The sequence below is a fragment of the Tenacibaculum sp. HL-MS23 genome (assembly GCF_032463465.1).
Classification (GTDB): Bacteria; Bacteroidota; Bacteroidia; order Flavobacteriales; family Flavobacteriaceae; genus Polaribacter; species Polaribacter bernardetii.
On sequence record NZ_CP135989.1, the window covers coordinates 1,437,601 to 1,450,535 of the forward strand.

Annotated in this window: 11 protein-coding genes; 2 read left to right on the forward strand and 9 right to left on the reverse strand. The window is 30.8% G+C overall.

Annotated features, from left to right (window positions below):
- Nucleotides 1–122: 122 nt before the first annotated feature.
- Genes RRF68_RS06660 through RRF68_RS06670 form a run of 3 tightly spaced genes read right to left on the reverse strand, consistent with a single transcriptional unit; the run spans nucleotide 123 to nucleotide 3,565 of the window.
- Entirely contained in the window at nucleotides 123–638 is a 516-nt protein-coding gene (locus RRF68_RS06660; RefSeq protein WP_218771355.1) for a gamma carbonic anhydrase family protein, read from the reverse strand.
- A gap of 6 nt (nucleotides 639–644) precedes the next feature.
- Entirely contained in the window at nucleotides 645–1,376 is a 732-nt protein-coding gene (locus tag RRF68_RS06665) for a LytTR family DNA-binding domain-containing protein (protein ID WP_315943868.1), read from the reverse strand.
- A 2-nt stretch (nucleotides 1,377–1,378) separates the two neighbouring features.
- Nucleotides 1,379–3,565 (reverse strand): histidine kinase, encoded by a 2,187-nt coding sequence (locus tag RRF68_RS06670; protein WP_315943869.1) that lies wholly within the window; start codon nucleotides 3,563–3,565, stop codon nucleotides 1,379–1,381.
- A 257-nt stretch (nucleotides 3,566–3,822) separates the two neighbouring features.
- Here RRF68_RS06670 and RRF68_RS06675 point away from each other — a divergent pair, with 257 nt between their 5' ends.
- Nucleotides 3,823–4,947 carry a vWA domain-containing protein gene (locus RRF68_RS06675; protein ID WP_315943870.1) on the forward strand — a complete coding sequence of 375 codons (1,125 nt, stop codon included), beginning with the start codon at nucleotides 3,823–3,825 and terminating at the stop codon, nucleotides 4,945–4,947.
- A gap of 76 nt (nucleotides 4,948–5,023) precedes the next feature.
- On the opposite strand, the gene RRF68_RS06680 is transcribed toward RRF68_RS06675, so the two are convergent.
- From RRF68_RS06680 to RRF68_RS06690, 3 genes are all read right to left on the reverse strand, one after another.
- Nucleotides 5,024–5,818, reverse strand: a complete 795-nt coding sequence (locus RRF68_RS06680) for a glucosaminidase domain-containing protein (protein WP_218771359.1) — start codon at nucleotides 5,816–5,818, stop codon at nucleotides 5,024–5,026.
- On the reverse strand, nucleotides 5,818–6,765 hold the full coding sequence (locus RRF68_RS06685) for a 1-aminocyclopropane-1-carboxylate deaminase/D-cysteine desulfhydrase (protein ID WP_315945366.1): 948 nt from the start codon (nucleotides 6,763–6,765) through the stop codon (nucleotides 5,818–5,820). Before RRF68_RS06685 ends, RRF68_RS06680 begins: the two co-directional genes overlap by 1 nt.
- Nucleotides 6,766–7,020: 255 nt before the next feature.
- Nucleotides 7,021–8,937 (reverse strand): ABC-F family ATP-binding cassette domain-containing protein, encoded by a 1,917-nt coding sequence (locus tag RRF68_RS06690; RefSeq protein WP_218771360.1) that lies wholly within the window; start codon nucleotides 8,935–8,937, stop codon nucleotides 7,021–7,023.
- 41 nt (nucleotides 8,938–8,978) lie between these two features.
- Between RRF68_RS06690 and RRF68_RS06695 the strand changes: the two genes are divergently transcribed.
- Nucleotides 8,979–9,374: a DUF983 domain-containing protein gene (locus RRF68_RS06695; RefSeq protein WP_218771361.1), complete on the forward strand. Its 396-nt coding sequence runs from the start codon at nucleotides 8,979–8,981 to the stop codon at nucleotides 9,372–9,374.
- Here the strand turns inward: RRF68_RS06695 and RRF68_RS06700 are convergent, their stop codons facing one another.
- The 3 genes from RRF68_RS06700 to gldM form a co-directional block, all read right to left on the reverse strand.
- Nucleotides 9,375–10,424 carry an FAD-binding oxidoreductase gene (locus tag RRF68_RS06700; protein WP_315943871.1) on the reverse strand — a complete coding sequence of 350 codons (1,050 nt, stop codon included), beginning with the start codon at nucleotides 10,422–10,424 and terminating at the stop codon, nucleotides 9,375–9,377.
- A 78-nt stretch (nucleotides 10,425–10,502) separates the two neighbouring features.
- On the reverse strand, nucleotides 10,503–11,366 hold the full coding sequence (gene gldN / locus RRF68_RS06705; RefSeq protein WP_275316537.1) for a gliding motility protein GldN: 864 nt from the start codon (nucleotides 11,364–11,366) through the stop codon (nucleotides 10,503–10,505).
- A gap of 18 nt (nucleotides 11,367–11,384) precedes the next feature.
- Nucleotides 11,385–12,914: a gliding motility protein GldM gene (gldM, locus tag RRF68_RS06710; RefSeq protein ID WP_315943872.1), complete on the reverse strand. Its 1,530-nt coding sequence runs from the start codon at nucleotides 12,912–12,914 to the stop codon at nucleotides 11,385–11,387.
- Nucleotides 12,915–12,935: the final 21 nt, after the last annotated feature.

Genomic DNA, 12,935 nt, shown 5'->3' on the forward strand with positions numbered 1-12,935 from the left:
CTTTTTTATGAATTTTTATGAATTTTTGTGAGGTTTGCGTTAGGGATTGAAGTGACATCCTTTTTTTGAGGCACGAAAAAAAGATACAACGTAAAGCCCGACCTTTAGGTAACGCCCAAATATTATTCCTTAAACCAACTTGAATATTTTACGTAATTATTAGCTATTCGATCAATTTCTCCTGAAATTAATTCTTTAGAAACGTCCTTAATTTTTTTAGCTGGCACACCGGCATAAACACTTCCGCTTTTTACAATGGTGTTTTTTGAAACCACCGCTCCGGCTGCAATTATCGAGTTAGATTCAATAATACAATCGTCCATAATAATGCTTCCCATACCTATTAAGACATTGTCGTAAATAGTACAACCGTGTACAATGGCATTGTGCCCAACGGAAACATTGTTACCGATTGTAGTTGGTGATTTTTGATAGGTTGCATGGATTACGGCACCGTCTTGAATATTTACTTTATTACCCATTTTTATGTAGTGTACATCGCCTCTTATTACGGCATTAAACCAAACGCTACACTCTTTTCCCATTTGCACATCGCCTACAATTGTGGCGTTTTCTGCTATGTAACAATCAGCTGGAATTTGGGGCGATTTACCGTTTACTCCTTTTATAATTTTCATTTGTATTTATTTAAAATATGATAATAAATTTGCTTTTTTTGATGCGGATACCATTACTTCTTTTCCGTTGGATAAAAGTACGCTTCCGCCCTTACCTTTTTTATATTTTACGATTTCATTTACGTTTACCAAATACGATTTATGTACGCGCGTAAAACCACTTTCTTTTAAAAGATCGTCAAAGTGTTTTAAGGTTTTACTAACTACTTTTTTGGTGTTTTCGAAGTAGATTTCGGTATAATTATCATCTGCCTTGCAAAACAGAATATCTGCAACTGAAACAACCTCAAATCCATCTTGTTGCGGAATCGTTATCTTATTTAAATCCGCAATGCTTTTAGTTGTTAAAACCGTGCTTTCTAATGTTTGTTCTTTGGTTTTAATTTCTTCAACTAAGTTTACTGCTTTAATTAATTCATCTATCGAAATAGGTTTTAATAAATAATACGTTGCTTGATTGTTTAAAGCTTCTATTGCATAATGATCGTAGGCAGTTACAAAAATGGTTTCGAAGGTTTGATTTTCTATTTTTTCTAACAAGTCAAATCCGTTTCCGTAAGGCATTTCCACATCTAAAAACACCAAATCTAATTCGTGTGCTTCGATTAATGCTTGTCCGTCTTTTATATTATCCGCTTCTCCTAACAACTGAACATTTGGGCAATATTTTGTTATATAATTTCGCAAAATATCTCTACCAATAGCCTCATCTTCAATAATGACTGCTTTTAACTTCATCTTTAATTTTTCTTTAAAATCAGTTCGACTTTTGTTCCGCTACCATCTTCAAAAACATTCGAAACTGTAACATCAATTTTATCTTTGTACATACTATTTAAAATAGCAATTCTGTTTTCGATAGTACTTATTCCTTTCGATTTTTGCTTTAGCTGATGTTTTGTTTTCATTTCCATCGATTTCTTTCTACCAACTCCGTCATCTTGCACTGTTATTAAAATCGTATTCGCTGTTTGCTGACGCATAGAAATTTCTAGATTCCCTTTTTCTTTTTTATAACGGAGTCCGTGCCAAATAGCATTTTCTATATAAGGCTGCAATAACATTGGCGGGATAGAAAAGTTTTCTTTTTTGATTTTTTCTTCAACAAACATTACATAATCAAACTTGTCTTTAAATCGATTATGCTCTAATTTCACATACAATTCTAACAGTTCTATTTCTTTTGCTAACGGAATAAAATCTTCATCAGAATTTTCTAAAACCGATCGCATTAATACTGAAAATTCAGATAAATAACGATTCGCACTTCGTTCATCATTTACAGCTATAAAATTATTTACCGAGTTTAAAGCATTGAATATAAAATGCGGATTCATTTGTGATCGCATCGATTTTAATGCCAATAAATTATTCGCTAATTTTTGTTGCTTATTGGTTCGAAACATAAAATACGCCAACAAACTCATTAAAAAGAAACCTCCAATTAATGAATAAATAATCAGTTTTTGCTGTTTATTACTTTCTTGTATTAATTGCTGATCTTTATATGCCAAGCTAATTTTACTATCGCTTAATTGCTTATCTTTTTCTAGACTTCGGATTCGGTTTTGATTGTTTGCAATTTTTTTTCCGAATCTTTTTACTTGTTGAATTTCTTGTTCTTTTTTAGAATACAACGTATCCACCAACTTCACATAATCTTGATAACTCTCTAACGCTTTTGTATAATCTCCTACAGTTGCATACACTTCTGATAGTTTACGCGTTGCATCTTTTTCGATAATTAAATCTTCTTTACTATTGGCGTCTTTTATACTTTTCTTTAAAAAAGGAATAGCTTCGTTATAAGATTCTTTTTGAATATAAGCGTTTCCTATTTTGTAATTTATTTTTTGAGAGGTAATAGAATCTACCAACGATTCTTTTTCTTCCGTTTCTATAACAATATCATCTGCGGCTACTAAACTTTGCTTTCGTAATTGAATTTCATCATCATACCTTCGGGATTCATTATAAAAATCAGCTACTTTTTGCTGTTCTTTTAAAGCTCTTTTTTTATTTTCTTTGGATGCTAATTTTAAAGAGTTCTGAAAATAACCATCTGCTTTTTGTGTTTTACCTTGTGCTGCAAAAACTTCTGCTAACTTCGAGTTTAAATCTGTTATTTTAGGTGTTACATAATCGTTTTTTGCAATTTTTAAGGCTTTGGTATAATTAATAGTAGCTTTAGCATAATTCTTCTTTGCCATAAACACATCACCCATGCCTTCATAGCCTTTTAACTTTTCGTAATTGGTTAGTTCGTCTTGTAAACTTTCTTGATAATTCTTTTCACTATTATCAAATTTATTTACTAAAAACTGTGTTTTAGCCAATAACAAACGAACACTTGCTTTGTCATCTTCTTTCAAAGACACGCTATAATTCTCAACTGCTAAATCATATTGTTTCCAGTAAAAATAAACATCTCCCAACTCTTTATAAGTAGTTGCTTTTCGGATTTTAGAAGATGAGTTTAAAAGCATTTTCTCTACAGCTGTTAAACTTTTATCTATATCTTTTTTCTTGTAAAAATTTACAGAATCTAAATATTTCGGATATAGATCTACTATTTTTCGACTATAAGGATTTCTTTTTGATTTTTTCTTCTCATTAAAATCTTCCACCAACACCTTAACATCTTCATTATCTATAATTGTATAATAAACAGTTTCGAAACCAGCATGTGACACTTCTAATTCACTTCCCTTTTTAGCTTCTACAAGATACCTGCCTTTTGTATTTGAAAACTTAAAAACACGTCCGTTTATCGTAACTCTCGCATCTTTAATTTGCGCTCTCGTATTTTTATCTACCACCTGAACTTCTACTGTAAACTCCTGTTCGCTTTCTTTAATTTCTTGAGAAAAAACAGAAGATAACGTAAGTAAAAATCCTATAAATACTATTTTAAAAAATCTATTCATCTTTTATATATTACTGTAAACATACACACAAAAACTGGGTTCAAAAAATGAGGCTCCTTAAATAACAGCATAGAAAAACACTAAATAATTGCTTTTACTCATTTTAAAAACCACTTCACTCATTCATTTTACCCACATACTCATTCGCTGTTTTTTAAGAAGGAAGTTGCTTGTAGATTTGACAGTGTAAAACGACAAGCTACTATTTTTTATACCTGTTGTTTTGAAATTAAATAAACAATTTAAAACATAAAATCATGAAAAATTACATCTTAAAAACAGTTTTCATTTTTACTTTTTTAATATCAATAGGAAGTTATGCTACTAATACTAAGAAAGACATCAAGAAACAAACAACCAAAGTTGCTTTACTACTAGATACAAGTAGTAGTATGGACGGACTAATAAACCAAGCAAAAGCACAATTATGGGAAATTATAAACGAATTATCGCATGCTAAATGCGAAGGAATAACTCCTATATTAGAAATCGCTTTGTATGAATATGGCAACAGCAAACTTTCTTCTAGCGAAGGTTATATTCGACAGGTTTTACAATTCACAAGTGATTTAGATGATATATCTGAACATTTATTTTCTTTAACTACCAATGGTGGTAGCGAGTTTTGCGGACAAGTAATTCAGACTTCTTTAAATGAATTAGAATGGGGAAACAATAAACGTGATTTAAAAATGATTTTTATCGCAGGAAACGAACCTTTTACACAAGGAAAATTAAATTATAAAGATGCCATTACCAGCGCTAAAGAGAATGACATTACGGTGAATACTATTTTTTGCGGTGATTACAATCAAGGTGTTTCTGGCATGTGGCAAGACGGAGCAGTTTACGGTGGTGGAGATTATATGACTATTAATCATACAAAGAATATTGTACACATTGTAACGCCATACGATAACGATATTATTATTTTAAATAAGCGATTAAATAAAACGTACATCCATTATGGTAGTGCTGGGTATTCTAAATACACAAATCAGGCTAAACAAGATGCTAATGCCGAAACTTTAGATGAAGTTGTTGTTGTAAAACGTGCCGTTAGTAAAAGTTCTAAATTATATAATAATGCCGAATGGGATCTGGTTGATGCTTCTGAAGAAAAAGAAATGGATTATAGTAAATTAAAGAAGAAGCAATTGCCAAAAAACCTACAAGAAAAATCAGCTAAAGAAATAAAAAATTATGTTGATAGTAAACGTAAAGAACGTAATGAAATTCAACAAGAAATTCAGCTATTAAATAAAAAAAGAAAACAATATGTTGCTAAAAAACAACGAGAAAACAACACTAAAAACGAATTGGAAAGTGTAATGATTAAAGCAATAAAAAAACAAGCTAAAAAGAAAAAATACTCTTGGTAAACGCTACTAAATAAAAAAGCATCATTCTTAGTTAAACGCTAAGAATGATGCTTTTTTGTCATAAAAGACAATCCTTTTATTTTACTAATAAGTTTTGCCCAATACTAATTTCATTCGTACTTAGTTCATTAATTTTTTTCAACTCACTTACCGATAAATCATATCTTCTTGATATCGAATACAAAGTATCACCTTTTTGTACTTTATGGTAATCACTTTCTATTGTATTTTTGGTTATGGTAGTATTCTTAAGTTTAATTCTGTCGTATTTTGTTAAATTATATTTTTTAATAATCGATATTAATTTTTGTGGATACCGTTTATCTGTCGCATAACCTGCTTTTCTTAATCCGTAAGCCCAACCTTTATAATTAGTGTGCCCTAATTTAAATAAACTTGCATAACGACTTCTTGTGATTAAAAACTGCGAATGATCTTCGTATGATGTTTGCGGGTATTTATATTTTCTAAAACACTCTCCTTTTTCATCATCATCATGAGTTACACTTTTTCCTTGCCAACCTTTATGGCATTTTATACCAAAATGATTATTAGATCTAATTGCCAAAGCACTTCTACCACTACCCGATTCTAAAACTCCCTGCGCTAAGGTAATACTGGCAGGAATATTGTGCTCATACATTTTCTTTACTGCAATTGGTGCAAATTTTTCAATGTATGCAACTGTGTGATTAGAGCTTGTTTTTAAAGGTTTATTTACTTGCTCTAGCTGAGGTATTACAGGATATACTTCTTCTCTTTCTTGCAACACCACTTTTTTTCGGTTTTTAGTAACCATATTTTTGTTAGAACCACAACTCACTAAAAAAAGAGTACTTATTGCTATGTATAAAACTGATTTTATTTTCATTAAATTTTTATTAATGCTTGATTTTTATTTTTCAACTTCTGATTAAATCCTGTAATTCCCTGTAAACCTCCTGTATGAATTGCTACAATTTTACTATTTTCTGGAAACTCATTTTTTTTAATCATTTCTATAATTCCGAACAGCATTTTACTCGTATAAATAGGATCTAACTGAACTTTTGTTAGCTCATTAAACTCGTTTATAAAACGAATTAAATCTGTATTATATTTTCCATAACCTCCAAAATGATATTCGGTTTGTAAACTCCAATTAACTTTATTTATTGTTAATTGTTCAATTTCTTTTTGTAGGAAATCACCTTTTAATGCAGGAAAACCAATTACTTCTTGATGCTTTTTTGCTGCATTTATCAATCCAGAAATTGTTCCTCCAGTTCCAATTGCAGCACAAATATAATCGAAATTCTTATCTTCTTCTGTTAAGATCTCTTCACATCCTTTAATTGCCAGCTCATTTGTTCCGCCTTCAGGAATTAAATAAAAATCACCAAACTCATTTTTCAAGTCATTTATAAATTCTTCGGATGTTTTATTTCGATATGCTTCTCTCGAAACAAACTTAAAATGCATTCCGTTTTTATAGGCTTCTTTTAAGGTTGAATTTCCTGCCAACGTTTTTTCGAGGTTCTTACCCAATTCATCTCCGCGAATTATCCCGATAGTTTTAAAACCTGATAAATTCCCGGCTATTGCCGTTGCTACAATATGATTAGAAAAAGCGCCTCCAAAAGTTAACAACACTTTTTTATGTTGATTTTTTGCAGCCTCAATATTATATTTCAATTTACGAAACTTATTTCCTGAAACAAATGGATGTATTTTATCTTCTCGTTTTATAAACAACGCCACTTTTTTCTCTTCTAAAATAGGAAGAAAAATTTGTTGATTTTCAGTTTTAAAAACCTGATTAAATAAAAGATTATTAATATCGTTCAATACATAAATTTTAATGGTGTAAAAATAAGAGAAAGGTTTATTAATAAACAACTAATTTAAAGTTGATTTCACAACAGAAAAACACATTATTAGTTAATAATATCTCTAAACTCTTTTCAAAAATTAGTTGCTTTAGCTGTATACAAAATAAGTTATTTTGAGCTCTATAATAATTTTAAATAGTAACAGCGGTTTTGTTTAAAAACAAAACCGCTGTTACTATTAGAATAAAAAATTAATAAACTGCTAAAAATCAGAAATCTGTTCTTCTATTTTTTCCCAATCAGTCATTAATTTTTCTAAACTTGCTTTTTTTGCTTTATATTTCTCAAAGAAATTAGGACGAGCAGAAACTTCATCATAATTATTTGCTAATTCTAAATCTATTTTTTCAATATCTTTTTCTAAATCAGCAATATCTCTTTCTGTTTTAGAAAGTTTATTCTTCAATTTTTTTAACTCTTTTTCTTGCTCTCTAGATAACTCTTGTGCTTCTTTTTTGGCTGTTGGTTTTTCAACTTTAACAACTGTTCTTTTTTCAGCTTCTCTAAGGTTTTCCATTTTATGCTGATCTAAGAAATAATCAATATCTCCTAAATACTCTTTAATAACCTTGTCTTTAAATCCGTAAACAGTTGATGTTAATCCTTGTAAGAAATCTCTATCGTGAGAAACTACAATTAAAGTTCCGTCAAAGTTTTTTAAAGCTGTTTTTAATACTGTTTTAGAGGCGATATCTAAGTGGTTTGTTGGCTCATCCATTATTAACACGTTAAAAGGTGATAATAATAATTTACATAAAGCTAAACGGTTACGTTCTCCACCCGATAATACTTTTGCTTTTTTGTCTACAGCATCTCCACCGAATAAAAACGACCCTAACATATCTCTAACACGCATTCGGTTTGTATCCGAAGCAGCATCTTCCATGATTTCTAAAACTGTTTTCTCAGGCGGTAATTCTTCTGATTGGTTTTGTGCGAAATATCCTATTTCTACATTATGTCCTAGTTTTAGATTTCCTATAAACGGAATTTCACCAACCATCATTTTTGCTAAAGTAGATTTCCCTTGTCCGTTTTGACCAACAAAAGCAATTTTACTGTTACGCTCAATCATTAAATCTACATCCTCTAAAACATGCTTATCTCCGTAACTTTTACTTAAACCATCAGCTTCAACAATAATTTTACCTGGTTCTTTAGAAATATTAAAACGCACATTCATTGCCGCATTATCATCTCCATCAACCTCAATAAGTTCTACTTTATCTAGCTGCTTCATTAACGATTGCGCCATCGAAGCTTTACTTGCTTTTGCTTTAAACTTATTGATTAAGTGTTGTTTTTGCTTAATTTCTTTCTCTTGATTTTTCTGCGCTTGTAATTGTTTTTCTTTAATTTCGGCTCTTAAAACCAAAAATTCAGAATATGGTTTTTTATAATCATAAATCTGACCTAAAGAAATTTCAATCGTACGATTGGTTACATTATCTAAAAACATCTTATCATGCGAAACCAATACAATAGCGCCAGAATATGATTTTAAAAAGTTCTCTAACCAAATAATTGATTCGATATCTAAATGATTTGTTGGCTCATCTAAAAGCAGAATATCATTATCTTGCAATAACAATTTTGCCAATTCTATACGCATTCTCCATCCACCAGAAAAAGTATTGGTTAACTTATCAAAATCTTCACGCTGAAAACCTAAACCTTGTAAAATTTTCTCGGTATCTCCTTGATAATTATATCCTCCTAAAAGTTCATATCGCTCTGTAAGATCCGTTAAATCGATAATTAGCTGACTATACTCTTCACTTTCATAATCGGTTCTTGTAGCTAGCTGATTGTTAATATCATCTAACTTTAACTCAATTTCTTTAATTTCTTCAAACGCTTGATATGCTTCTTCTAAAATAGTTCTTCCTTCTACGAAATCAATATCCTGACGTAAAAACCCCATTCGAATATCTTTATCAAAAGCCATCGTACCACCACTGGTTTCTATGTCTTTAGAAAGTACTTTTAAAAGTGTAGATTTTCCGGCTCCATTCTTACCAATCAATCCGATTCTATCACCTTTATTTAATTTAAAAGTAATTCCAGAAAACAAATCAGTTCCCATAAAAGAAACTGATAAATTGTGTACGTTTAACATATTATTTGCGTAAATTTGAAAAGCGCAAAGCTACTTAAATTATGATTAGAAAAGGAACAAAGTTATACAGTGTTTTAAAAGGTAAATGTCCACGTTGTAACGAAGGGGAGTTCTTTAAGTATAACATTACAATTAACCCTAAAAAAATAACACAATTGCATGATAACTGCCCGAGTTGCAATTTAAAATATATGATGGAACCTTCTTTTTTCTTTGGTGCCATGTATGTAAACTACGGCTTATCAGTTGCCTTATTTGTAGCTGTTTTTATTATTTCTAAAATGATTTTTGGGCTAACAATACTGCAAAGCTTTATCTCTATCATTATAGTTTCTTTATTATTGATACCTTTTACATTACGTTTATCTAGAATTATTTGGATAAATATGTTTATTAGTTACAATAAAAAAGCAAAAGAATTACAGTCTGAAAGGTAATTAATCAACAAATCTTTTAATATCTGTTTCTTTATCTAACTCTTCTGCGCTTTCTAAGTGATTAAATAAGTTCTTAGCGATTGTTGGACCAATCATAACACCTCGTGTTCCCAAACCATTTAAAACAACTAATTGGTTATGTTTTGGATGAACACCTATCATTGGTCTTCTATCACTTACAGTTGGTCTAATTCCTGCTGTATGATCTTTTATGGTATAAGGCACTGTAATTATTTTCTTTAATTTTTCTTCTAATTCATGCCTAGCTTCTGCTGTCGGATCACATGTTTTATCTGTCCAATTAAAAGTAGCGCCAACTTTATAATTATCATTGCCTATTGGCATTACAAAGAAACCTGATTTTAACAAAAAATCAATTTTTAAGGTTGGTGCATGTATTACTATCGATTCTCCTTTTACCTCACTTAACGGTAAGTAATTAAAAAACGGGTTCTTTTTTATTCCAAATCCCTCACAAAAAACAATTTTATTTGCATTGATATGCTGATATTGAACCTTTCCTTTTGACGTATCTAACTGATTATATTCAAAGGACTGCTCAATCAATCTATTTGATTTTTTTATATAATCTCTATATGAATTAACGAGTGTTTCTGTGTCTATTCTCCCTGTTCCTGTTAATTCTCCAAAACCAAAATCACCTACAACACCTTCTATTTTATCTTTCTTAACTGTTGGGTTCATATAATGTGATAGCGTTGGTTTATCCATAGCTGCAAACCAATTATTCTCATCTCCAATACTAGAGAAAGCTTTTTTAATCGCGAATTTGTAATCTAATTTTACTTTTAACTTATGCTCTAAATCTTTATAGAATGGTAAAGCCGTTTGTATCATATTATGAGCGTTCCAAGCTGCATTAAAACGTTTTAATATAACAGGATTATATACTCCACCAGCTACTAAAGAAGAAGTTTGCGAATTATCTTCAAAAATCACAAATGATTTATTAGCTTTCTGTAATTCTTCTGCAAAAGCGATTCCTGCCAAGCCTAAACCTACAATAATATAATCTACATCAATATTCATACTTCAAAAATACTATTTATTACCACAAAAAAGAGCTTGCAATGCAAGCTCTTTTTAAATTTTATAAGAAGTATGAAATTAGTAATTCCACATATCCATTTCACGGTCACGAATACTTTCTTTAACTCTATCCGCTTCTAATAATTGAAATAAAGAATTACCTCTAACATAATCTTTAATAGATCTGTCTCCGTAAATATTCTCTTCTTTCATTATTGTAGAAGTAAATCTTCTAGCGTTTAACAAGTTGTCATACGATAATGGATGTGCTGAGTTTTTTGGATTGAAAACTTTAGAATCATGTAATGTTTCTCTAGCATCAGGGAAAAACACCCAGAATAATTCATATACATTTTCTCTATCATCAATTTCCTCAACACCTAATACTTGTACATCTGGTCCCATAGGAGCTAATGCAAGCATACGATACTTTAACTCTCCTCCTCGTTTATCGAAATACCAAAGACCTTTAATTAAGTATCCTTTAATATCAGCAGATTGTATTGAATAAGGATCCATATTTCCGTAACCATCGTCACGTTCCATATAGGTTTTATCTTTAATTTCATTGATACCAATTTTCATGGTGAAATAAGAATCATTATATACTTCAGTGATTTCCCCGTTACTAATACCTTTTAATAAGGTATCAAATAATGAACGTCTCGTTAAACCAGCACTTGTAGTATCAATTGGGTAATAATAAGGTAAATTAATTTTTTGATTTAAATCTACATATTCCCACACCACTTTAGACCATAACACATCTCTATCGCTTATATAGCCATAAGGAAGTGGTTTGTCATCTTCTGAAGCAATTTGGGCTTCAGATTTAAATCCAATCTCTTCAACCTTTTGAGAATTTAAGAGGTTAGCTTGTGCACTTGCAAAACCTGTTGTTGCAAGAGCAAATAAAACCATATAAAAACGCTTCCAATTCATACTTTAAATTTTTACTTATTAATTAGTAATCTCAATACTTACAGGTAATACTTTCTTAATCTTGTAGTTAGAACCTGAAACTGATGCTTTAATATCATAAATAGTAATTACATCATTTCTTCTAGCTTTAGCCAGTGCCTGTTTTGCTCTAGCTGTTAAAGTCCTACCGTTAACTGGAATAGTTAACTGCCCTGGAACTTTAATTTTAAAACTAGATACATTTAATTTTAAATCGAATAAGAAATCTGGCAAACCAGCTGCAACGCTAATTCTAGCAACACTTGCTTTAGGCATTTTTACTGTACCATACTGACCTCTTACCATACCAACTGCTGGTGGTATGTCTTTAATTCTGTATTTCTTAGGAGTACTAATTTTTCCTCCTCCTGGTAATGTTGCAGAAACTCTAATAGTTACTTCTGTTCCTTTACCTGGGTTCATAACATATTTATCTCCTTTAACTCTTCTTAAACCTGGTGCAGATGCAGAAACTTTATTTCCTGAAACTCCTGGTACCGATATTGTTAATGGATTAGATAACCCACGGTATACAACATTCATTTTATCAGCAGAAACAACTGCTTCATTTGGCTTAGGAATTACTGAATAACCTCCTAAAATAGGAATGGTTACTAAAGAATCGTTTTCCATAAACTGAAACTCTCCTTTTAATTCCTTATCACCTACAGAACCTGCTGGCCCATCTAAGATAACTTGACCTGCTTGAATTTTATCAGCTGGCATTTCTTCACCGTTAACGATAACTTTTTCTGCCGTTAAGTTAGGATCATTTTTTCCTAAAACAATTCTACCTGATAATTTTTCACCAGGGTAGTAAGCGTTTTTATCAAAAATAACCATGGCATCATAGTTTGTCATTGATACTGCACTTTCTAACTCACCTTGTAACAATGCTGTTAAAGCATCCGCTTCAGTAGTTTTAATATCTGCCTGAATCTGTGTTAACTTGGTTAATGATGCTATTAAAGGAAAACCTTCATAGTTATACTTTAACCAATTTTTTGTTACTCCTTGCGTTTTTACATCCTCAGTTTTAAAACGAGCTGCAACTACGCTAGATAATTCAGACTCACCTAAAACAACTAAAGATTGCTCTCTAAACTGATTCATTTTATCTACAAATTCTTTTCCTTTTGCGGTGATTTTTCCACCTGCGAAAAAGTATTGATCTAAGAAACCAGACTTATCCATAGATTCATAAGCTTTCTTATCCTCTATCTCTGTAGTCATTTGAGTTTTCAAATCTCCTATATAGACAAAAAACTCATCAGCCATAGCTCTAAGCTTATCTGTTTTCTCTTTAGCTTCACCATATTGCTTTGCTTGTTCAGCTGCTTTAAGTGCTAAAAGATCGTACGATGCTTTATTTTTCTCGGTTGCTCTAATATTAGATTCCGATAATTTCTCATTCATTAATCCAAATGCTGATAGAACTTCTTTACTCATGTTCATTGCTAACATTGCAATAAATACAAGGTACATTAAGTTTACCATCCTTTGCCTTGGTGACTGTTTTCCTCCTGCCATCTTTAATTAGTTTGTTTAGTT

Coding starts and splice junctions, on each gene's coding strand:
- RRF68_RS06660 (WP_218771355.1), bottom strand. CDS start 638: ATGAAAATTATAAAAGGAGTAAACGGTAAATCGCCCCAAATTCCAGCT.
- RRF68_RS06665 (WP_315943868.1), bottom strand. CDS start 1,376: ATGAAGTTAAAAGCAGTCATTATTGAAGATGAGGCTATTGGTAGAGAT.
- RRF68_RS06670 (WP_315943869.1), bottom strand. CDS start 3,565: ATGAATAGATTTTTTAAAATAGTATTTATAGGATTTTTACTTACGTTA.
- RRF68_RS06675 (WP_315943870.1), top strand. CDS start 3,823: ATGAAAAATTACATCTTAAAAACAGTTTTCATTTTTACTTTTTTAATA.
- RRF68_RS06680 (WP_218771359.1), bottom strand. CDS start 5,818: ATGAAAATAAAATCAGTTTTATACATAGCAATAAGTACTCTTTTTTTA.
- RRF68_RS06690 (WP_218771360.1), bottom strand. CDS start 8,937: ATGTTAAACGTACACAATTTATCAGTTTCTTTTATGGGAACTGATTTG.
- RRF68_RS06695 (WP_218771361.1), top strand. CDS start 8,979: ATGATTAGAAAAGGAACAAAGTTATACAGTGTTTTAAAAGGTAAATGT.
- RRF68_RS06700 (WP_315943871.1), bottom strand. CDS start 10,424: ATGAATATTGATGTAGATTATATTATTGTAGGTTTAGGCTTGGCAGGA.
- gldN (WP_275316537.1), bottom strand. CDS start 11,366: ATGAATTGGAAGCGTTTTTATATGGTTTTATTTGCTCTTGCAACAACA.
- gldM (WP_315943872.1), bottom strand. CDS start 12,914: ATGGCAGGAGGAAAACAGTCACCAAGGCAAAGGATGGTAAACTTAATG.